At 66.0% G+C, this 21,282-nt stretch carries 20 protein-coding genes; 3 read left to right on the top strand and 17 right to left on the bottom strand.

Annotated elements, in window-relative coordinates:
• Positions 1 to 3: 3 nt before the first annotated feature.
• The 9 genes from CSW57_RS22730 to CSW57_RS22690 all read right to left on the bottom strand — a co-directional run bounded on the left by CSW57_RS22730 (position 4) and on the right by CSW57_RS22690 (position 5,384).
• Positions 4 to 438, bottom strand: coding sequence for a hypothetical protein (locus tag CSW57_RS22730; protein WP_099384895.1), 435 nt, complete (start codon positions 436 to 438; stop codon positions 4 to 6).
• Complete coding sequence (locus tag CSW57_RS22725; protein ID WP_099384894.1) at positions 435 to 1,454, bottom strand: hypothetical protein; 1,020 nt, start codon at positions 1,452 to 1,454, stop codon at positions 435 to 437. The genes CSW57_RS22730 and CSW57_RS22725 overlap by 4 nt, the downstream gene beginning before the upstream one ends.
• On the bottom strand, positions 1,448 to 1,774 hold the full coding sequence (locus CSW57_RS22720) for a hypothetical protein (protein WP_099384893.1): 327 nt from the start codon (positions 1,772 to 1,774) through the stop codon (positions 1,448 to 1,450). Before CSW57_RS22720 ends, CSW57_RS22725 begins: the two co-directional genes overlap by 7 nt.
• Before the next feature lie 38 nt (positions 1,775 to 1,812).
• Positions 1,813 to 2,163: a YbaB/EbfC family nucleoid-associated protein gene (locus tag CSW57_RS22715; RefSeq protein WP_143696597.1), complete on the bottom strand. Its 351-nt coding sequence runs from the start codon at positions 2,161 to 2,163 to the stop codon at positions 1,813 to 1,815.
• A gap of 76 nt (positions 2,164 to 2,239) precedes the next feature.
• Positions 2,240 to 2,926 (bottom strand): tRNA (guanosine(37)-N1)-methyltransferase TrmD, encoded by a 687-nt coding sequence (trmD, locus tag CSW57_RS22710; RefSeq protein WP_099385050.1) that lies wholly within the window; start codon positions 2,924 to 2,926, stop codon positions 2,240 to 2,242.
• A 20-nt stretch (positions 2,927 to 2,946) separates the two neighbouring features.
• Complete coding sequence (gene rimM / locus CSW57_RS22705) at positions 2,947 to 3,471, bottom strand: ribosome maturation factor RimM (protein WP_099384891.1); 525 nt, start codon at positions 3,469 to 3,471, stop codon at positions 2,947 to 2,949.
• 24 nt (positions 3,472 to 3,495) lie between these two features.
• Complete coding sequence (locus CSW57_RS22700) at positions 3,496 to 3,738, bottom strand: RNA-binding protein (protein ID WP_020107279.1); 243 nt, start codon at positions 3,736 to 3,738, stop codon at positions 3,496 to 3,498.
• Entirely contained in the window at positions 3,735 to 4,211 is a 477-nt protein-coding gene (rpsP, locus tag CSW57_RS22695; RefSeq protein WP_023960319.1) for a 30S ribosomal protein S16, read from the bottom strand. Before rpsP ends, CSW57_RS22700 begins: the two co-directional genes overlap by 4 nt.
• Positions 4,212 to 4,424: 213 nt before the next feature.
• Positions 4,425 to 5,384: an NAD(P)/FAD-dependent oxidoreductase gene (locus CSW57_RS22690; protein ID WP_099384890.1), complete on the bottom strand. Its 960-nt coding sequence runs from the start codon at positions 5,382 to 5,384 to the stop codon at positions 4,425 to 4,427.
• Between the two features lie 73 nt (positions 5,385 to 5,457).
• On the opposite strand from CSW57_RS22690, the gene CSW57_RS22685 reads away from it, so the two are divergent.
• On the top strand, positions 5,458 to 6,033 hold the full coding sequence (locus tag CSW57_RS22685) for a helix-turn-helix domain-containing protein (protein ID WP_099384889.1): 576 nt from the start codon (positions 5,458 to 5,460) through the stop codon (positions 6,031 to 6,033).
• Between the two features lie 20 nt (positions 6,034 to 6,053).
• Here the strand turns inward: CSW57_RS22685 and CSW57_RS22680 are convergent, their stop codons facing one another.
• The 6 genes from CSW57_RS22680 to ftsY all read right to left on the bottom strand — a co-directional run bounded on the left by CSW57_RS22680 (position 6,054) and on the right by ftsY (position 14,787).
• Positions 6,054 to 7,130: an amidohydrolase family protein gene (locus CSW57_RS22680; protein WP_099384888.1), complete on the bottom strand. Its 1,077-nt coding sequence runs from the start codon at positions 7,128 to 7,130 to the stop codon at positions 6,054 to 6,056.
• Positions 7,131 to 7,144: 14 nt separating this feature from the next.
• The gene (ffh, locus tag CSW57_RS22675) at positions 7,145 to 8,725 is read right to left on the bottom strand and encodes a signal recognition particle protein (RefSeq protein ID WP_099384887.1); all 1,581 of its coding nucleotides are present in this window, start codon (positions 8,723 to 8,725) and stop codon (positions 7,145 to 7,147) included.
• A gap of 4 nt (positions 8,726 to 8,729) precedes the next feature.
• Positions 8,730 to 11,267 carry a [protein-PII] uridylyltransferase gene (locus tag CSW57_RS22670; RefSeq protein WP_099384886.1) on the bottom strand — a complete coding sequence of 846 codons (2,538 nt, stop codon included), beginning with the start codon at positions 11,265 to 11,267 and terminating at the stop codon, positions 8,730 to 8,732.
• Between the two features lie 6 nt (positions 11,268 to 11,273).
• Positions 11,274 to 11,612, bottom strand: coding sequence for a P-II family nitrogen regulator (locus CSW57_RS22665; RefSeq protein ID WP_023960328.1), 339 nt, complete (start codon positions 11,610 to 11,612; stop codon positions 11,274 to 11,276).
• Positions 11,613 to 11,617: 5 nt separating this feature from the next.
• Positions 11,618 to 13,000: an ammonium transporter gene (locus CSW57_RS22660; RefSeq protein WP_099384885.1), complete on the bottom strand. Its 1,383-nt coding sequence runs from the start codon at positions 12,998 to 13,000 to the stop codon at positions 11,618 to 11,620.
• A 266-nt stretch (positions 13,001 to 13,266) separates the two neighbouring features.
• Positions 13,267 to 14,787: a signal recognition particle-docking protein FtsY gene (gene ftsY / locus CSW57_RS22655; protein ID WP_099385049.1), complete on the bottom strand. Its 1,521-nt coding sequence runs from the start codon at positions 14,785 to 14,787 to the stop codon at positions 13,267 to 13,269.
• Between the two features lie 282 nt (positions 14,788 to 15,069).
• On the opposite strand from ftsY, the gene egtB reads away from it, so the two are divergent.
• Both egtB and egtD read left to right on the top strand, forming a co-directional pair.
• Complete coding sequence (egtB, locus tag CSW57_RS22650; RefSeq protein WP_099384884.1) at positions 15,070 to 16,305, top strand: ergothioneine biosynthesis protein EgtB; 1,236 nt, start codon at positions 15,070 to 15,072, stop codon at positions 16,303 to 16,305.
• The gene (gene egtD / locus CSW57_RS22645) at positions 16,302 to 17,282 is read left to right on the top strand and encodes an L-histidine N(alpha)-methyltransferase (RefSeq protein ID WP_099385048.1); all 981 of its coding nucleotides are present in this window, start codon (positions 16,302 to 16,304) and stop codon (positions 17,280 to 17,282) included. The genes egtB and egtD overlap by 4 nt, the downstream gene beginning before the upstream one ends.
• A gap of 18 nt (positions 17,283 to 17,300) precedes the next feature.
• Here the strand turns inward: egtD and smc are convergent, their stop codons facing one another.
• On the bottom strand, positions 17,301 to 20,918 hold the full coding sequence (smc, locus tag CSW57_RS22640) for a chromosome segregation protein SMC (RefSeq protein WP_099384883.1): 3,618 nt from the start codon (positions 20,916 to 20,918) through the stop codon (positions 17,301 to 17,303).
• Positions 20,919 to 20,977: 59 nt separating this feature from the next.
• Complete coding sequence (locus tag CSW57_RS22635) at positions 20,978 to 21,280, bottom strand: acylphosphatase (protein WP_099384882.1); 303 nt, start codon at positions 21,278 to 21,280, stop codon at positions 20,978 to 20,980.
• Positions 21,281 to 21,282 lie beyond the last annotated feature (2 nt).

The following is a 21,282-nucleotide window of genomic DNA, read 5'->3' as shown; positions in this document are numbered from 1 at the left end:
AGATTAGTCGCCGACGTGGTCGCGCAGGAGGTTTGCGACCAAAGACGTCGACCCCATCGCTGCGACCGCCTCACACACCACATCGCGGAGCCCTTCCCGCCCCGTGCCCGCGGTTCCGAACTCCACCGCTGCGAGCGCTCGCGCTCGTGCGAACTCTGTCCGATACTCGGCTGACCGGCCTGCATGAGACGCTGCGAAGGCTGCCGCATCGGAGCGCCCTCGAAGGGATGCGATGGCCAGCTTCTGTGCCGGGCTCAATGGTCTGCCGTTTCTCCAGCAGCTCAGCGCGTCGGTGACCGGACCCTCGGTACGTACCGACGCAGCGTCAAGGGCCATCACCGCAGCGAGCAGGCCGGTTCGGCTGATGTGCCGGGGGTTCACCCGATCGACGAGTCCGGCAACCCCCGACGCCAGGACATCGATGCGGTGAGCACTCATTGTCCGTCCCCCTGGCCCGTCCCCTCGTCGCCCGACGATGTGGTGACACCGGCATCTGCCAGCTGCGACCGGACCTCGGGAGTGGGACGTGTGGTGGCGCAGACCGCCAACGGGACGAGGTCCCGGGCGGCGAGATAGTCGACAATCACCAGTTCAGGGGACCTGCCGTCACCGACGACGACCTCGTTCGGTTCGGGCACCGTTCCCGGCCGAAGGTAGCCGCCGGGTTCACTGGTACCCACTACAACGATGCGGCGTCCATCGTGGTCTTGCCCGAGTCCTACGGCAATTCGAATCCATGGCGCCACCTCGGGTGGCTGCATCGCGGACAGATGCGCGGCCCGGGTCTGCAACATCGAGACGTCTGCGGCCGAGACATCCGTGGCAGAGGGCAGCTCGCCGCCGCGCATCTTCCCGGCTGCCGCGGCCATTGCCGAGCCTGCCCCCATCATGGCGCCGGGCATCATCGGTGCGCCGACGGCGTTGCCCGTTGGCTGGCCGTATTCGCTGTCACCCTCCTCAGCGGCGTGGGCCGCAGCGGTGTCAGCGAGTTCGCGACTACCGGATTCGAAATCCCCGGCGACGGCGGCCAACACGGTGGCAGCGGCATGTTCGGCGCCCACGGCCGCGGTGATGTCGCCCGTCGTCACATTGACCACCTGCGCCGCCTGCAGGTCTCGATCCGCCATCGCCGCGGCCACGGTGAGTCGCTCGTGAGTCAGTACCACCAAGTCACAGAATCGGGCTGCGAGGTTTGATTCGGCATCGACCAGACGCGCTGCCGTGGCCGCGTGGTCCGCCAGAGCTGTCGCCTTCGCCGCCAAGGCGCTGCCTGTCCGGCCGCCCAGTGCGGCGGCGACCTCTGCGGTGGCCACCTCGATGTCGGACTGCAGGGCGAGAAGTCGTTGCGCCACAACACGATACCGTTCAACCGACCGACCGATCATGTCTGGGTCGATCGCCGGCCAGGCATCTCGCAGGAGTCGTTCACCCTGCTCGCCCGGCGTGGTCAGCACCGCTCGGCTCCAGGAGCAGGAAGGGGCACGCCGATATCGGCGGACTGCAGGTCGGTGCATGCGCGGCCGATGTCGTCGACGTGGTCCGCCAGGGACAATCGGAGCTGATCCAGAAGCGATGCGGTCGCGTGTAAGAGGTGCGCTGCGCCGACCATGAAGATGGCGCCACCGACGTGGGACGAGCAGCATGCGCTCAGCTCGGCGTCGACGGCAGCAATTTCCTCGCGGATGGAGTCGATCTCGCCGATCAGCGAAGCGAACTCATCAGCACCGGCACGCGCAGCTGCGTCATCGAGCCGAAAGGATTCGGTTCCGTACATTGGCCTGCTCCCCCGCTGCCGCCTCAACCCAGCCGTCGTCAGTAAAGGTCCGAATACCCCGGGCCTTGGTTTTGGACGAGTTCCCCGACCAACCGGTTCCTTCGTTCGGTGAGCTCGTCGTCAGCGCGCCGCACCAGGAGAGCGATCTCATCGGCGAGCTGACCAGCGCGGTAACGTCGCATCGCCAGAGGGTCGATCGACAGGCCGGTCAGCAAGCCCCGCGCGTTGATCACCACCGTGATGAGGCGGTCTTTCGATGTTGCCTCGACGGTTGCCTCGCGCATCTCCTCGGCCAGCGCACGCAGACGGTCGCGCTGCTCATCCACCTCGATCAGCACAGCCGCCAACGCGCTGTTGCCGATATCCACCTGCCCGGGCTCGATCCCCATCAACGTCCCCCCTCGCGTCGCAGATGTTAACCCGAGTCGGTGGCCCACGCTCGATCGACGGCAGCGCCGTGTGGTCCTACTGCTCAGGTGGTAGGAGCTCGGGGCGACGCTCCCTTGTCCGGGCGAGGGATTGTTCGCGGCGCCACTGCTGCTGTTTCGCGTGGTCACCGCCGCGGAGGACCTCGGGGACCTCGAGCCCGCGCCACACCGGCGGCCTGGTGTAACTTGGCCCTTCCAGGAGGCCGTCGGAGAACGAATCCTGCTGATGCGAGGACGCGTTTCCCAGTACGCCATCGATCAGGCGAACGGTGGCCTCCACCATCGCCATGACAGCCACCTCACCCCCGATGAGGACGAAGTCGCCGATCGAGACCTCCTGCACACGAACGCGTTTGGCGGCGTCATCGATCACCCGCTGATCTATCCCCTCGTACCGGCCACAGGCGAAGACGATGTGCTTCTCGCGGCTCCACGCCTGGGCGGTCGCCTGCGTGAAAGGGACGCCCGCGGGCGTGGGCACCACGAGAAGCGCGTCGTCTGGACACACATCGTCGAGACAGGGCCCCCACACCGTGGGCTTCATCACCATTCCAGGCCCGCCCCCATAGGGGGAATCGTCGACGGCGCGGTGCACGTCGTGCGTCCAGTCGCGCAGATCGTAGGTGTCGAGTGCGACGATCCCCTTGTCGATCGCCCTGCCCAGCAATGCCATTCGCATGGGCTCGAGATAGTCGGGGAAGATCGAGACCACCCCGATACGGATGGCAGGCCCCGCCTCGTCGGTCATTCCGGATCCAGCAGACCGTCGGGTGGGTCGATTTCAATCAGGCTCCGGCTCACCGTCGGCACGATCGCCGTGACAAACGGGATCAGGATCTCGCGGCCTTCGTCAGTGGTCACCGACAACAGATCACCGGCGGGCAGATGCACCACGTCGGCGACCACACCGACGTCGTCGCCATCGACCGTGCGAACCGGAACCCCTTGCAGTTCATGGTCATAGAACTCGTCCGGATCGTCGCCGGACGAAACCTCGTCGGCGTCGATCAAGAACAGCAATCCGCGTAGCGCCATGGCCGAGTCGCGGTCCCCGACCTCGGCAACAGACAGCAACAGCCGCCCGGAGTGGTTCCGGGCGGCTGTCACCGTGTAGCTGCTCTCGACGAAGGTGTTCTTACCGGTGGACAGACGGCCTCGCAGCTTTTGCCCGATGGCAAAGCGCTCTTCCGGGTCGTCGGTGCGGACGTCGACCACCAGTTCACCGCGCACGCCGTGCGTTTTGGTGACGCGGCCGATTACCAGGTCCATCGTCGTCGCTTTTCGGTGCCTGCGTCAGCGATCGGTGTCGACGATGTCGACACGAACGCCCCGGCCACCGATTCCGGTGACCAGAGTACGCAGTGCAGTGGCCGTGCGGCCATTGCGACCGATGACCTTACCGAGGTCCTCGGGGTTCACGTGAACCTCGACAAAACGTCCTCGCCGTCCGGTGACCAGTTCGACGCGGACGTCGTCAGGGTTGGCAACGATGCCGCGAACGAGGTGTTCGACGGCGTCGGCGACGACAACACTCACTTGTCAGCGGCCTCGGCTGGGGCCTCGTCGGCAGCGGCTGCCTCCGCCTTGGGGGCGTCGGCCTTCGAAGAATCGTCGGCCTTCTTGGCAGCCTTCTTCTTCGGTGTGGTGGCCTCGGCGGATGGTCCGTTGTCAGCGGCGGCGAGTGCGGCGTTGAACAGGTCCTGCTTGCTGGGCTTGGGCTCGGCAACACGCAGCGTGCCCTCGGCGCCCGGCAGTCCCTTGTGCTTCTGCCAGTCACCGGTGATCTTGAGCAGTGCTGCAACGGGCTCGGTCGGCTGTGCGCCGACTCCCAGCCAGTACTGCGCACGCTCGGAGTCGACCTCGATCAGGCTCGGCTCTTCCTTCGGGTGGTAACGACCGATGGTCTCGATCGCCCGGCCGTTGCGACGGGTGCGGGCGTCGGCGACGACGATGCGGTACTGGGGATTGCGGATCTTGCCGAGGCGGGTGAGCTTGATCTTGACAGACACGAGTTACTTCCTTCTGTGGTCACAGTGCAATTCGGCGACGTCCCATCGTTGGGGCGCCCGGTTTTGCTGTTCGGTGGTGTGACCGCCGGTCGGTGTCTAGCCGGGTCCGGCGAACCAGCGTCCCATTCTGCCAGAGGTATGGTCCCGAAAAGAAATCCGTCGGGCACACCACGCTGACAACGAGTAGGGGCACGACCCGACGATGGGTCTTTATCAGCCCGCAGCCGCGACGGCTGCGCGAGCGTCCTCGGTGACCAGTTCCATGTTGATCGCGGACGCCGCAACCGCACCGTCGGCCGCCGCACCACCGACCTGAGCCATCAGGTTCGCCACGTTGCCCGCGACATACACCCCGGGGACGTTGGTCAGACCGGTCTCATCCGCCTCGATGAATTGCCCTGCCCCCTTGGGGTGGTCGGTCAGAGTCAGACCCAGATCGACGAGAAAGTCGGCCCGTGCGATGAACCGGGGCATCACCACGATGACCTCCCGCTCCCAGACCGTCCCGTCCGCCATCCGCACCCCGGTCAACCGCCCGTCAGACGACTCGACTGCCGCAACTCGGCCCTCGACGACCTGGACGCCCCGCGCCGCGAGCTGCGCCGATTCCTCATCGGTGGCTCGCACGGAGTCGTTGACGAACAGGATGACGTCGGCACTCCACTGCCGGAACAACAACGCTTGGTGCGCTGCCTGCTCGGTGACTGCCAGCACGCCGATCGCCTGGTCACGAACCTCCCAGCCGTGGCAGTAGGGACAGTGCAGAACGCCTCGCCCCCATTGTTCGGACACACCGGGAATGTTGGGCAGTTCGTCGGTGAGGCCCGTGGTGACGAGCACCCGACGGGCTCGTACCTCTCGACCGTCGCCCAGAACGACCACGAAGCCTTGATCGACGTCGCCTCTGACGGCCCGTGCCTCCGCGTCCACGACGTGTCCGCCGTAGCTCTGGACCTCTTCACGCCCGATCGCCACATATTCTTCCGGCGAGATCCCGTCTCGGGTCAGCAACCCGTGCACCCCGGCAGCGGGAGCATTCCTGGGTTGGCCCGAGTCGAGGACAAGGACCGACCGCCGGGACCGACCCAGCACCAGGGCAGCACTCAGTCCGGCCGCTCCGCCGCCCACGACGACAACCTCGTATTCGTCGAGAAGCTGCTCTCCAGTACTCATGCTCCGTGACTACCCCGAATCGCCCGGCAATAATCCTTGCCGAATCGGCAAACGAGGACGACGATGTCGAGGCATGGAAGACGAACTCCAACAAGCCCTCACGACGGTCGGCCCACGGTTGCGAGCACTGCGCAAGGAACGTGACATCACCCTCGCCGATCTGTCCGAGGCCACCGGCATCTCGGAGAGCACCCTGTCACGGCTCGAATCCGGCGGCCGCAAGCCCACACTCGAATTGTTGCTTCCGTTGGCGAAAGTGCACGGCATCCCCCTGGACGAACTCGTCGGGGCGCCGGCGACCGGTGATCCCCGCATCCATCTGCGGCCGATCAAGCGGCATGGCCGCACCTTCATTCCGCTGACCCGGCGGGCCGGCGGTATCCAGGCCTTCAAACAGATCATCCCGCCCACGCACGGCCCTCAGGTCCCCACTCCGCAAACGCATGAGGGTTACGAGTGGCTCTATGTACTGTCCGGACGGGTCCGGCTGATCCTGGGAGAGCAGGACCTCGAGCTCAAGGCCGGTGAGGCAGCCGAGTTCGACACCCACGTTCCGCACTGGATGGGAGCCGCCGGGACCGAGGCGGCCGAGATGCTGTGCCTCTTCGGCACACAAGGCGAGCGAGCGCACGTTCGCGCCACGTCGTGACCCGTTCGCAAGCCTTCAGATCAGACCACGTGCCCACCGCAGACGATGGCCGCAGGCGCACGCAGCGCGGCGAGATCGTCGAGCGGATCCGCTTCTAGCACAAGGACATCTGCGCAATCGCCATCGGCGAGTGTGCCGGCATCGAGCCAGGTGCGCGCCGCCGAGCACGCAGCGTCGACGGCCTGCGCCGGGCTCAGGCCCACCCTCGACAGAGCCACGATCTCGTCGACGATGCGGCCGTGTTCGACGAACCCGCCCGCATCGGTGCCGGCGTACACGGCAACCCCGGCCTCGATGGCCTTGGCGAAGGTCGCCGGGGCGTCGGCATACAGCTTTCGCATGTGCTTCTGATAGGCGGGGAAACGATCTGCCCCGTCGGCGATGGCCGGGAAGTTCTCCACCTGGATCATGGTCGGCACCAAGGCGATCTTGCGTTCGGCCATGCGTGCGATGAGGTCGTCGTCGAGTCCTGTGCCGTGTTCGATGCAGTCGATCCCGGCATCGACCAGACCGTGCAACGCCTGTGCGCCGAAGACGTGGGCGGTGACCTTTGCGCCGAGGTCGTGAGCAACCGAGACGGCTTCGACAAGCACTTCATCGGGCCACAGCGGCGCGAGGTCGCCGAGGTCCCGGTCGATCCAATCGCCGACGAGTTTGACCCACCCATCGCCGGCGCGGGCCTGACGAGCGACCTCCGCCGGCAGGTCTGTCACGTCATCGAGGTCGACGCCGTAGTCGCGCAGATACCGTTTCGGTCGCGCGATGTGCTTCCCGGCGCGGATGAATCGAGGGCAGGTCGGGTCGTCATCGAGTGGATGGGTGTCGAGCGGTGAGCCGACCTCCCGGATCAGCGTTGCTCCCGCCCGCAGATCCTGATGAGCAAATGACCGCGCCTGTTCGATGGTGACGCCGAGACCGGGCGCGATCCCCACGTGGTTGTGCGCGTCCACAAGTCCCGGCATGATCCAGCCGCCATCGGTGACCGTGGTGGCCCCGGCGACGGGAGTCCTCGTGATGACCCCGCCATCGACCCAGAACTCGACGGGTTCGCCCGAGCCGACGCTACGTCCGCGAAAGTGTAACTGCGGCAACGACATCGCGCCCGCTACCGCTACTTCTTCTTCGGCCGCTGGAACTGGCTGACGTCGATCCCCTCGAGTCCTGGCGGCAACTGATCAAGACCGGCGGGCATGTTCGACAGGTCCGGGAACCCGGCCGGCATGCCCGGCATGCCTCCCATCCCGGGCATACCGCCGCGCACCTTGGGAGGTGTCGGGCCCCGTCCGCCCTTCTTGCCTTTCTTGCCCTTCTTCCGGTTGACCTTCCGGTTCCCGCCGGGCATCCCGCCCATCCGGCCCGCCATCTGCGACATCATCTTTCGCGCATCGAAGAAACGGTCGACCAGTTGGTTCACGTCACTGACGGTGACACCCGAACCGTTGGCGATCCGGGCGCGCCGGGAGCCGTTGATGATCTTGGGGTTCTCGCGCTCGGCGGGCGTCATGCCCCGGATGATGGCCTGCACCTTGTCGAGCTGTTTGTCATCGACCTGCGATAGCACGTCTTTCATCTGACCGGCGCCGGGCAACATGCCGAGCAGGTTGCCGATCGGCCCCATCTTCCGGATCATCAGCATCTGCTCGAGGAAGTCCTCGAGGGTGAGCTCGCCCTGCGTGATCTTGGTGGCCGCGGCCTCGGCCTGCTGCGCATCCCAGTGCTCTTCGGCCTGTTCGATGAGACTGAGCACGTCGCCCATGCCGAGGATCCGACTGGACATGCGGTCGGGATGGAAGACGTCGAAGTCCTCGAGTTTCTCGCCGGACGACGCGAACATGATGGGACGGCCGGTCATCTCCCGGACCGACAGCGCGGCACCGCCGCGCGCATCACCGTCGAGTTTGGTCAGCACCACGCCGGTGAAGTCGACACCTTCGGCAAACGCCTCTGCGGTCGCCACCGCGTCCTGACCGATCATCGCGTCGAGGACGAATAGCACCTCGTCGGGCTGCACGGCGTCCCGGATGCCTTTGGCCTGACGCATCAACTCTTCGTCGATACCGAGCCGGCCCGCGGTGTCGACGATCACGATGTCGTGAAGTTTGGTCTTGGCCTCGGCAACGCCCGCGCGGGCCACCTCGACCGGCTCGGACAAGGTGTCGCCCGAAGACACACCCAGCTCGCCGGTGCCGCCGACACTCGTGCCGGGGTGGGGCGCGAACACCGGTACCCCGGCCCGTTCACCGACGATCTGCAGCTGGGTGACGGCGCCAGGACGTTGCAGGTCGCAGGCCACGAGCATGGGCGTGTGCCCTTGCTTTTTGAGCCAGGACGCCAGTTTGCCCGCGAGCGTCGTCTTACCGGCACCCTGCAGACCTGCCAACATGATCACCGTCGGCGGTGTCTTCGCGAACCGGATCCGACGGGTCTCGCCGCCCAGGATGGTGACGAGTTCCTCGTTGACGATCTTGACGACCTGCTGGGCCGGGTTCAGAGCACCCGACACCTCGGCGCCCTTCGCGCGTTCCTTGATGCGGCTGATGAACCCGCGGACAACAGGGAGCGAGACGTCTGCTTCGAGCAGGGCGAGACGGATCTCGCGACAAGTACGGTCGATGTCCGCGTCGGACAGCTTGCCCTTGCCGCGCAGATCGGTCAGTACATCGGCCAACCGGCCGGAGAGGGAGTCGAACATCCCCCTAGCCTATCGGCACCCCGGATTTACCGGAGTCCTCCTCTGGTTCGCGTGGCGGCGCCGGCGGCGGTACCACCGCCAAGATCGACTCTTCGAGGCGATCCCGTGTGGAGGGTCCGTCGCCGGGCAGACGTATGCAGAACGAATCGACCACCGAACCGCCGAGGGTGGCGACCTTGGCCCAGGTGATGTTCGCACCGTGGTGTTCGAGCACCGCGCTCACCCGTGCCAGCAGACCGAGCCGGTCGCTGGCCCGCAGTTCCAGGATCACGGTGTTGTCGTCGTACCCGTCGAACCAGAGCACCTTCGGAGGAGCTTGGGCGAAGAGCGCGGGCACCGCTGGAACGGATGCGTCATCGGACCCGCCCACCTGCTCGGGTGGGGTCGGTACGGGTGTCTCACGCTCACGCACATCGAGCCGGGCGATCACGTCGATGCCACCGTCGACCGCCTGAATGAGTTGCTGTCGCAGCAGACCGACCTCGGGAGGCTCACCGAACAACGGCGACACCAGGAAGGTGTTGACGGCACTGCCTGCATGGGTCTGGACCGAGGCACTGAGCAGACGAAGACCCCGCAACGCCAGCACGCCGGACATCCGCGACAGCAATCCCGGCTGCTCGGGTGCGATCATCGTGACCGAGAACGTGTGCGGATTGTCGGTGGACACCAGTTCGACACTGACGCCGCCTGACTCGGCGAGCTCGGTCAACTCGGCGGTGAGCGGTTCGGGAGCCGGCAGCTCTCCACGGTCGAGCAGGCGCAGGCATCGGCGCACGAGTTCCCCGATGAGCGAGGACTTCCAGTCACCCCAGACGCCGGGTCCGGTGGCCAGCGAATCGGCCTCGGCGAGGGCGGCGAGCAGTTCCAGCAGCACCTTCGACCCGCCGAGGGTGTCGACCACACCCTGCACCGTCGCCGGGTCATCAAGGTCTCGACGGGTGGCCACCTCCGGCAGCAACAGGTGATACCGGACCATCTTCGACAGGATCATGACGTCGTCGGGCCACAGGCCGATACGGTTGCCCACCTGGTTCGCCAACTCGGCGCCGACAACGCTGTGGTCGGCACCGCGTCCCTTGCCGAGGTCGTGGATGAGCGCGCCGAGGACAAGCAGATCAGGCCGCGACACCCGCGTCGTCATGGAACCCGCGTTGGCGGCGGTCTCGACGAGATGCCGATCCACTGTCCAGGTGTGGATGGGGTCGCGAGGCGGAAGATCTCTCACTGCTCCCCATTCGGGAATCAGTCTGCCCCACAGGCCCGTTCGGTCGAGCGCTTCGATGGGAGCGATCATGTGCGGCCCCGTGCCGAGCAGGACGAGCAGGTCCGAGAGGGCATCGGCGGGCCACGGTTCCCGCAGCTCGGGCGCGAAATCAGCAAGCCGGGCGAGCGTGGACGCAGCCATCGGCAGCCCGGTCCGAGCGGATGCTGCGGCAACCCGCAAGATCAGGCCAGGGTCCTTGCTGGGCAGTGCGCTGCGCGCGAGGACCACCTCGCCGTTGTGCTCGACCACCCCCTCGTCCAGCGGACGGCGGATCGGAGATCGGCGGAGTTTCGAGAGCCCTTTGCGCGGAAGTGAGTTCGAAGACGTGCGCAAGCCGACGTCCACGGCGTAACTGATCGTGCGCGCACTGTCGCTGATGGTTCGGGCGAGATCGAACCGGTCCCCGATGCGCAGCGCGGCACCGATCTCGTCGGCATCTTGGGCACGGAGCTGTTCACGGGGTCGCCCCGTGATCCGGTGGAGTTCGGTGCGCACGTCGAGCAATCGGGTGTACGCCTGTCGCAGCCCTCCACCGGGCGAGTCCGGGCGCAACGTCGCCATACCGTCGGTGAGCTGGGCAATCGCCAATGCGTCGAGCATGTGCACATCACGTAGACCGCCGCGGCCGTACTTGAGGTCGGGCTCGGCGCGGTGCGCGATGTCGCCACTGCGCCGCCACCGTTCCCGCGCCTGGTCGACCAGCGCAGGAAATCGCGAGCGGATGTCGGTGCGCCACTGCTGCCGCACCCCGCCGATCAACAGCTTCGAGAGCTCCTCGTCGCCGGCGATGTGCCGGGCCTCCAGGAGGCCCAGGGCCGCGGTCATGTCACTCGCAGCCACCTGTAATGCCTGCGGGACGGTGCGCACACTGTGATCGAGCTTGATGTGGGCGTCCCAGAGCGGATACCAGATCTGATCCGCGGTCTCGGCGACCAGCGCCGGATCCATCTCGTCGTGGAGCAGGATCAGATCCAGGTCCGAGTGCGGGAGTAGCTCTTGTCTGCCCAGTCCCCCGACCGCGACGATGGCGAAGCCGCTGCCCGGTTTGATCCCGATCTCGGCCGCCTTCGTGGCGAGCCAGAAGTCGTGGAGGTCCACCAGGACCCGGCGCATAGCCGGGGCGTCGACGCGTTTGTGCCCGTCCACCCGGCTGAGCAGTTGCTTGCGGGCCGTCACCAGATCGGTCGCCGCAGCAGGTGTCAGATGAGACGACTGCGGTCCTGCACCCGAGGGATCCTCGGAGGCAGGACCGCGACCGCCACGTACGAATGGCACTGTCTCTTACAGCGCGTCGCCGCCGCGTTCTCCGGTACGAACCCGGACAACCGCTTCCACCGGCGACACCCACACCTTGCCGTCACCGATCTTGCCGGTTCGGGCCGCTTCCACGATCACGTCGACCACCTTGTCCACGGCGGCGTCGTCGACGACGACCTCCACGCGAACCTTGGGGACGAAGTCCACCGAGTACTCCGCACCGCGATACACCTCGGTGTGGCCTTTCTGGCGTCCATAACCCTGGACTTCGCTGACCGTCATTCCTACGACACCGGCTTGTTCCAGTCCCGCCTTGACGTCTTCAAGCGTGAATGGCTTCACGATTGCGGTAATGAGCTTCACTTAGATCATCCCTCCTTGGCCGTTGCGGCCACTGGAACGCTGTGACCAAATTGCGTGCTGGACCCGCCCAGTGATGCAAAATCGTACGCGGATTCAGCATGTTCGGATTCGTCGGCACCCTCGGACTCGGCTTCGGGGTCGAGTTTGAGACCGATGGTGAACTTCAAGATGAGCGCGATGATCGCGGTGACAACTGCCGAGTAGGCGAGCACTGCGAGCGCACCGACGACCTGACGCCAGAGCTGGTCGACGCCGCCGCCGAAGAACAGACCGTCGACACCGGAGTAGGTGTCGGCGACCGCGACGAACCCGATCAGGATGGTGCCGACAAGGCCACCGACGAGGTGGACACCGACGACGTCGAGCGAGTCGTCGTAGCCGAGCTTGTACTTGAGGCCGACGGCCAGCGCACAGAGGATGCCGGCGACCGCGCCGATGATCAACGCGCCCCAGGTGTTCACGGCGCTACAGGCCGGGGTGATGGCGACGAGGCCGGCGACGATGCCCGACGCCGCGCCGAGTGTGGTGGCGTGACCGTCACGGATCCGCTCCACGAGCAACCAGCAGAGCATTGCCGCTGCCGTGGCGATGGTCGTGGTCAAGAAGGTGCTCGCCGCAGTTCCGTTGGCGGACACCGCTGAACCGGCGTTGAATCCGTACCAGCCGAACCAGAGCAGGCCGGCGCCGAGCATCACGAACGGTAGGTTGTGCGGGCGCATCGGGGTACCCGGCCAGCCTTGACGCCTGCCGAGGATGACCGCGAGAACCAGACCGGCGATGCCGGCGTTGATGTGGACCGCGGTGCCACCGGCGAAGTCGATCACCTTGAGCTTGTTGGCGATCCAGCCACCGGTCTCACCGGTGTATCCGTCGAACGCGAACACCCAGTGAGCCACCGGGAAGTAGACGAAGGTCGACCACAGCGCGGTGAAGGCGGCCCAGGCGCTGAACTTCATGCGGTCGGCGACCGCGCCGGACACCAGCGCCACAGTGAGGATGGCGAACATCAACTGGAACGCGACAAACAGTGCCAGCGGGATGGTTCCGAAGATCGGGATGTTCACGGCGTCAGCGGCTTCGGTGCCGGTTGCCGGGTCGGCCAGCACTTCCTCTGCCGCGTTTCCGCTGATCACCCCATCGAGTCCGAAGTACTGCGTCGGATCGCCGATGAAATTACCCTTGTCCTCGCCGAATGCGACGGAGAAGCCGTACAACGACCAGAGCACCGTGACGATGCCCATCGAGATCACGCTCATCATGAGCATGTTGAGAACGCTCTTCGCACGGACCATGCCACCGTAGAAGAACGCCAAACCAGGCGTCATCAGCAATACGAGCGCGGAGCTCGCCAACATCCATGCCGTATCGCCGGTATCCGGCAAATCCATAACGGGATAATCCGCCACCTTCAGTCCTCCTCGAGCTGTTCCCGCCGCGGCATTCTTGCCGCACCGTTGACCTGTCGAGAAGGTTGCTTGCTCCATGTTTCCGTGGTGGCGATACCGCGTTGCCGCTGTGTTAACGGAGCTGGGAGCCGTGTTTCGTCCAGATGTCGTCGCAGGTGGCTCTCCGAAGGATGCGACCACAATCTACGCAAACCGGAGAAGTCGGGTAACCCTGTGTCGACGTCTAAGAAGCAGGAACCATTCGGCAATCAGCCCAGCAGGGCGTCCACGAACGCTTCAGGCTCGAACGGCGCGAGATCGTCTGCGCCCTCTCCGAGTCCGACGAGCTTGACCGGGACACCCAGTTCGCGCTGTACGTGGAAGACGATGCCACCCTTGGCGGTGCCGTCCAGCTTCGTGAGGACCACGCCGGTGATGGACACGACGTCGGCGAACACCTTTGCCTGGGCCAGACCGTTCTGACCTGTGGTGGCATCGAGGACCAGCAAGACCTCGTCGACGGCGGCCTTTTTCTCCACGACCCGTTTGACCTTGCCGAGCTCATCCATCAAGCCGGTCTTGGTGTGCAGTCGGCCGGCAGTGTCGATCATGACCACGTCGACGCCCTCGGCCACGCCCTTGGCAACGGCATCGAATGCCACCGCCGCCGGATCCGCTCCTTCTTTACCTCTGACGACCTCGGCGCCGACTCGTTCGGCCCAGGTCTGCAGCTGGTCGGCCGCGGCGGCGCGGAACGTATCCGCTGCCCCCAGCAGCACCCGGCGGCCATCTGCGACGAGAACCCGCGCGAGTTTGCCGGTTGTGGTGGTCTTACCGGTGCCGTTGACGCCGACGACCAGCAGCACCGACGGGGTGCCCGCATGGGGAAGCGCACGGATGGACCGGTCGAGGTCGGGCTCGATCTGTCCGATCAGCACTCGGCGGAGCAACGCACGGACCTCGGCAGCGTTGTGGACGGGGTTGGCGGCCAATGCAGTTCTGAGCTCGTCTACGACGGCCATGGTCACCGACGTCCCGATGTCCGCGAGTAGCAGCGTGTCCTCGATCTCCTCCCAGGAGTCCTCGTCGAGGTCGCCCGCACCGAGCAGGCCCAGCATGCTCTTGCCGAACGCGTTCTGAGACCGTGAGAGCCGGCCCCGCAGGTGACCCAGACGACCGGCGGTGGGGGCGATGTCGTCGAGCACCCGGCCGGGCGGGGCGGGTTCGACGGTCGTGTCCGAGATCGGCTCCGCGGGCGAGAGCGGCTTGCGCAGAGGCGTCTCGGCTACCGAATCCTCGACGATTGCCGGTTCCACGACCTCCGGTTCGACGATCGCCGGGTCGACGATGTCAGGCTCGACGACGGTCGGTTCTGCGCCCCCCACCTCTGTCGCGGGCTGTTCATCGACGACCGGCGACTGAGGTTCGTCGACCTTCGGCTCGGGAAGAGGGACGTTGGTGTAACCCCGCTTGGGCGCGTCACGGGGAATCGCGGCATCGTCGCCGACACCGGGCTGACCGTCGGTGTCGGTGCGCTCGATGGTCGGCGTGTCACCGGCCTTCGGCGGTTCGGCCAGCGCGGTCGCTCCGCCCTGCGTGAAGGAGAAACCTCCCCCGGCCTTGTACCCACCGGACTTGTCGACCTGCCGCGACCCATCCGACGGGGTGCGATCGGCACTGTCGCGCAGCGAGATTCGCCGTCGCCGAGACAACACCAAACCGGTCGCCACCAAGGCGAGCAGCAGCACGACTACGACAACGACGATCGCGATAACGGCGGTGGTGTTCACGCGCTCAGTCTGCCAGGCCACCGCGCCGAGTGGTTCGACCAGCACCCCCCAATACGGGCCGCGTTGTCTCACATCCCCTCTGCCACAGAACCCGGCTCCGCTCCGCTTCGTCTCTGCCCAAGAGTCGAGCTCCGCTCCGCTTCGTCTCTGCCCAAGAGTCGAGCTCCGCTCCGCTTCGTCTCTGGGCGAAATTGCGACGGGCACGACACGGTCACCGCGTACCGTGATTGTCAGACACCTACTCCATACTCATTGCGCCCTGACCCTTCCCAGGAGACGAACATGAGCATCACGGTCGACCAATCCGCCCTCACCTCCCACTTTCTCGACGTCAGAGGCCTCACCGATGCGTTGACCGATCCGTTGTCCCCGGAAGACCAGGTACCGCAGTCGATGACCGACGCGAGTCCGGCGAAATGGCATCGGGCGCACGTCACCTGGTTCTTCGAAGAGTTCATTCTGCGAACCGACCCGGACTACACGGTGTACGACGAGACGTTCCGATATCTGTTCAACAGCTACTACGAGGCCGTCGGGGCGCGGCACCCTCGCCCCCACCGGGGTCTGGTGACCCGCCCCGGTGTGGAGGAAGTGACCAGATACCGGGAATACGTCGACGCCGCAGTCGTGTCGGCGATGAGGGATGGCCGACTGGATCAGGAAGCCCTCCGCCTGGTGGAACTCGGCTGCAACCATGAACAGCAGCATCAGGAACTCCTGCTGATGGACATCAAACATCTGTTCTCGACCCATCCGTTCGCGCCGCCCTACGTCGAGCGCGCACCCGACGGGCAGCCCGCTGAAGCAACTGCTCTGCAGTGGCATTCGGTGTCCGGGGGTCTCACCGACGTCGGCGCCTCGGGATCCGGCTTCTCCTACGACAACGAAGGTCCACGACACACCGTGTTCCTCCAGGACTTCCAGATCGCCAACCGGCTTGTCACCAACGCCGAATGGCGCGAGTTCATGGCCGACGACGGCTACCGGCGTTCGGAGCTGTGGCTGTCGGACGGATGGGCCAACGTCCAGGCCACCGGACAGAATGCACCCGGTTACTGGAGTCTCGACGACGGCACGTGGACCACGTTCACATTGTCGGGGCGTAGGCCGGTGGTCGATGCCGAACCGGTTCTGCACGTCTCCTTCTACGAGGCAGACGCGTTTGCGCGGTGGGCAGGAGCACGCCTGCCCACCGAGTTCGAGTGGGAGGCAGCCGCGTTGACGCTGGCTCCCCCGCAGGGCACGCTGTTGGACGCCGGTCGGTGTCATCCACGCGCCGCAGGCGCCACGATGATCGGCGATGTCTGGGAATGGACAGCGAGCGCGTATCTCCCCTATCCCGGTTTCGTTCCGGCGAACGGGGCCGTAGGCGAATACAACGGGAAGTTCATGAGCGACCAGCACGTGCTGCGCGGAGCAAGCGCTGTTACACCCGTGGGCCATCAGCGAGCCACATACCGAAACTTCTTCCCGGCCGCGTCTCGGTGGGCCTTCAGCGGACTGCGGTTGGCGAGATGACAGTGTCCGATTCACGCGAGGCCATCAATCCGCGGCTTGTCGAAGATGCCGTAGCAGGCCTGTGGCAGCAGCCACCCGTGCTGCCTGCGCGCTGGTTGTACGACAAACGGGGCAGCGAACTGTTCGACGAGATCACTCGCCTGCCCGAGTACTACCCGACGCGCCGAGAAACCGAGATCCTCGATCGGCATCGATCGGAGATCGTCTCGACAACCGGCGCCCGCACGATGATCGAACTGGGATCGGGGACGTCCGAGAAGACGCGGCTACTTCTGCAATCATTCGCCGGTGCGCATGACGCCGCGTCTGCCGACGACGGTTTCACCTACGTGCCGCTCGATGTCAGCGTCGAGATGCTCACGTCGTCGGCACAGCAGATCGCCGCCGAGTTCCCCTCCATCTCGGTGCAGCCACTGCACGGCGACTTCAACGACCCCGACCTGACTCTGTCCGACTACCCCGGGCCGCGAATGGCCATATTCCTCGGCGGGACCATCGGCAATCTCGACGAGACCCAACGGGCGAGCTTCTTCGGTCGGATCGCGCGGTCCCTGAAACCCGGTGACTACTTCCTCCTGGGCGCCGACCTCATCAAGGACACCGGTCGGCTCATCGCCGCCTACAACGACCGGGCCGGGGTGACCGCCGACTTCAATCGCAACGTCATCGAGGTGTTGCGCACCGGGTTGGACGCCCAGGGGCTGTACGCGGACGACTTCGAGCACATCGCCCGGTGGAATCCCCCCGAACATCGCATCGAGATGTGGTTGCGTGCCCGTCGGAATGTCGTGGCCCATTTCGGCGCCATCGAACGAACGTGGGAGTTACCGGCAGGGGCCGAGATCCTCACCGAGATCAGCACCAAGTTCGACCTCGATGTGCTGCACCAGGAGATGGCGAGACAAGGACTCGAGCACACTCACACCTGGACCGACCATGCGGGCGACTTCTCGGTGATGCTGGCCAGGGTCGGGTGACCCCGCCCCAATCGCAAGTCAGCCGGCCGGGGCACCCACATCTTGCCCACGCATGCGTTGCGAGATCACGGTCGTGATGCCGTCTCCCTGCATACTCACGCCATAGAGGGCATCAGCGACTTCCATCGTGGGCTTCTGGTGTGTGATCACGATGAGCTGGGACTTCTCGCGTAGCTGCTCGAACAGCGTGATCAACCGGCGCAGATTTGTGTCGTCCAGTGCGGCTTCGACTTCGTCCATCACGTAGAAGGGCGACGGTCGGGCCCGGAAGATCGCCACCAGCATCGCCACCGCCGTCAGCGACTTCTCCCCACCGGACAGCAATGACAGACGCTTCACCTTCTTTCCCGGTGGACGTGCCTCCACCTCGATCCCGGTGGTCAGCATGTTGGACGGATCGGTCAGCACGAGTCGCCCGTCGCCGCCAGGAAACAGGGTTTTGAAGACTTCGACGAACTCCCGCTCGACATCGGCGTAGGCCTCGCTGAACACCTGCAAGATGCGGTTGTCGACGTCCTGCACCACATCTAGCAGATCCTGGCGGGCCTTCTTGACGTCCTCGAGTTGGGTCGATAGGAAGTTGTAGCGCTCTTCGAGCGCAGCGAACTCCTCGAGTGCCAGCGGATTGACCTTGCCCAGCGTGTTCAGGTCCCGTTGCGCTTTTTTGGCACGGGCCTGCTGGGTGGCGCGGTCGTACGGGAGGGGCGCCGGGGCCACGACGATCTCTCCGCGTTCCTTGGCCTGTTCGTACTCGGCGATCTCGAGATCGGTCGGCGGCAGGGCGACATCGGGACCGTACTCGGCGACCAGGTCGTCGGGACTGATGGCGAAGTCGGACATGATCTGCTCTTCGAGCTGTTCGATTCGCATCGACACCTGGGCCTTGGCCACCTCGTCGCGGTGCACCGCGTCCCGCAGTGCGGCCAGCTGGGTCCCGACCTCTGCCGCAGCCTTCTTGGCGACATCGAGAGCCTGCGTTCGCGAGGCTCGTTCGGCTTCCAGCCGGTCGCGATGGGACTGAGCTTGCGCCACAGCGATGTCGAGCCGCGCGGCGATCAGTTTCCCCTGTTCGAGAACCACCTCGGCCACGTCTGCAGCATGGCGCCGGGCACGATTCTGGCGTTCGGCCCTGGCCCGCGCCTCCCGTTCGGCTCGGGCGGCGCGGCGCAGCGACTCTGCTTTGCCTCGCACCGACGACAGTCGCTCCTCGGCACTGCGCAGTGCCAGTCGAGCCTCCATCTCGACCGAGCGGGCCGCCGCGACCGCAGCCGCAGTGGTGTCTCGGTCGCTGTCAGGGAGGTCGTCGCCCTCGTCGCCGACAGCACTGTCGTCGCGCGCGAGCCTCAGCCTCTCCTCCGACTCGGCGAGCTTGGCCATGGCCTCGGCTCGGCCCTGTTCTGCCTTGGCACGTTGACCGACGAGGCGGGTCGTCTCTTCCTGGGCTGCCCGCGCGGTCTGACCGAGCCGGGCGAGTTGCTCGTAGACCGCACCGAGCTGGGCATCGGATTCATGCAGGGCTGCCAACGCCTGTTCAGCCGTTTCACGACGGTCGGTCTGCTGCGTCAGGGCGCCGGCCAGTGCCGCCACCAGTTCCTCGCTGCGCCGCTGGGCGCTTTGCAGTTCGGCGGCGGCAGAATCGATCGCCGACTGCACCTCGATGGTCGACGGCCGATCGCCGGTGCCGCCACTGCGCCAGCCGGCGCCGATGAGGTCACCGTCGGCGGTGACCACCCGGAGTGAACCAAGATGTGGCACAGCGGGTTTGGCAGCGTCGAGCACGAGCTCAGCGGTGTCGATGGTGTCGGCGATGACTGTGTATCCGAGGAGCAGTTCCAGTGCGCCGCGCAGTTCGGCGGGTGCCGAGACCACATCGAGCGCCCATGTGGCACCTGGCGGCAGCGGTCCGGTTCCCCGGCCTGCCGGCTCCAGCCCGCCGATGAGCACCGCGGCTCGGCCACCTTCGTTCTCTCGCAACGCTGACAACGCGGTGCGGGCAGCCGGCAGGTCGGCGGTCGCTACCGCGTCGGCGGCCGGACCCATCGCCGCGGCGACCGCAGCTTCGTAGCCGACGGCGACCTTGAGGAGCGACGACATGGGGCCGAGTAACGACCCGCCCCGGTTCTCCAGTAGCCAGGCTCCGCCGTCTTTGCGTTCGAGTCCCACGGCAAGGGCATCGATGCGCGCCTTGAGGGAGGTGACCTGCTGTTCTGCTGCCCGCTCTGCGGCCTGGAGTTCGGCCACCCGCTCGTTGGCCTGGTTCAGCGCGGCGACGCTGCGCTCATGATGTTCGTCGAGCCCGAGTTCGGATGCGTCGAGTTCGGCGATGGTGGCCTGGGTGGCCTCGAATTCCTGTTGTGCCGCTTCGGCTCTGGCGGCCGCGTTGTCGATAGCCGCACCGAGGCGTGTGGTCTCGGCATCGATCGACTCGACCTTTGTGCGCAGATTGTCGACCTGGCCCTCCAGTCGGGCCAGCCCTTCGCGTCGGTCGGCGACTGCCCGCACCGCGGCGAGATGGGCCTGCGTCGCAGCGGCCGCGGCCTGTTCCCGGTCGGTGAGAGTCTCTTTGGCTTCGTCGAGTACCAGCGCCGCGTCGTCGACCGCGTCGGCCAGTGCCGTCTCTTCTTCCGCTGCGACAGCTGCCTGGCGCTCGAGTTCATCGGGGTCGCGACCGGAGTCGGCCTGCACGGGTTCACTGAGGTACCGGCGGCGCTCGTCGGCGATCCGGCATGTGGCGCCGACGCGTTCGGTCAACGCCGACAGAGCAAACCACGCCTGACCTGCCTCGTTCGCCGCCGGCACGATCTGAGCCAGGTGTTCCTCGTTCTCACTCACCTGAGCGTTCAGTTCATCGAGTTGGTGCGCGTACTCGTCCTGCTGACGGCGCAGTTCGGCTTCGCTGGTGCTCTGCTCGGCGAGTTCGGAGCGTCGGGTCACGAGATCGTCTGCCGCAAGCCGCAATTGGGCGTCGCGCAGGTCTGCCTGGACTGTCTGGGCACGGCGGGCGACCTCGGCCTGGCGACCGAGCGGCTTGAGTTGGCGGCGCAATTCCGCGGTCAGGTCACCGAGCCGTGCCAGGTTGGCCTGCATCGCGTCGAGCTTGCGGACGGCCTTTTCTTTGCGTTTGCGGTGTTTGAGAACGCCGGCAGCTTCTTCGATGAACGCCCGGCGTTCCTCCGGTCGCGACTCCAGGATTGCGGCGAGGCGTCCCTGCCCCACGATCACGTGCATCTCGCGGCCGATGCCGGAGTCGCTGAGGAGCTCCTGCACGTCCATCAGTCGGCACGAGCTGCCATTGATCTCGTACTCACCGGCCCCGTCGCGGAACATCCGGCGGGTCACCGACACCTCGGAGTAGTCGATGGGCAGTGCACCATCGGAGTTGTCGATGGTGAGGGTCACCTCGGCCCGCCCGAGTGGGGCGCGACCGGAAGTGCCGGCGAAGATGACGTCCTCCATCTTGCCGCCGCGCAGCGCCTTCGCGCCCTGTTCCCCCATCACCCACGTGAGCGCATCGACGACGTTCGACTTGCCCGAACCGTTGGGACCGACCACGCAGGTGATCCCCGGTTCGAAACGCAGAGTGGTCGCCGACGCAAAGGACTTGAAGCCCTTCAGGGTCAGGCTCTTGAGGTGCACAGCGCTTCAGCGTACCCAGTACCCGGCGACAACTGGTCCAGGCCCGACCGCGAGCCGGTTCACCGTTCGACGAATCCGGACAACCCACCGCGCGGCGCGCTCCGATCCACCACGACGGTGTCGACGCGACCAGGACTCTGACCTGCCTCGATGAGGTCGATCAACTGCCTGCAGGCAGCCTCTGGGCCTTCGGCGACGATGAGCACCCGGCCGTCGGAGTGATTGGTCGCCGAACCCACCAGCCCCAGTTCGAGAGCGCGGGCCCGGGTCCACCAACGAAATCCGACACCCTGGACGTGCCCGTGGACCCACGCGGTGAGCCTGATGGTGTCGGCGGTGTCGCCGGGTGAATCGGAGGCCATCG

The organism is Williamsia muralis (genome assembly GCF_002735905.1).
GTDB lineage: Bacteria > Actinomycetota > Actinomycetes > Mycobacteriales > Mycobacteriaceae > Williamsia > Williamsia muralis_A.
The sequence above is the reverse complement of the archived record's forward strand: the minus strand, read 5'-3'. Positions and strand labels throughout refer to the sequence as shown.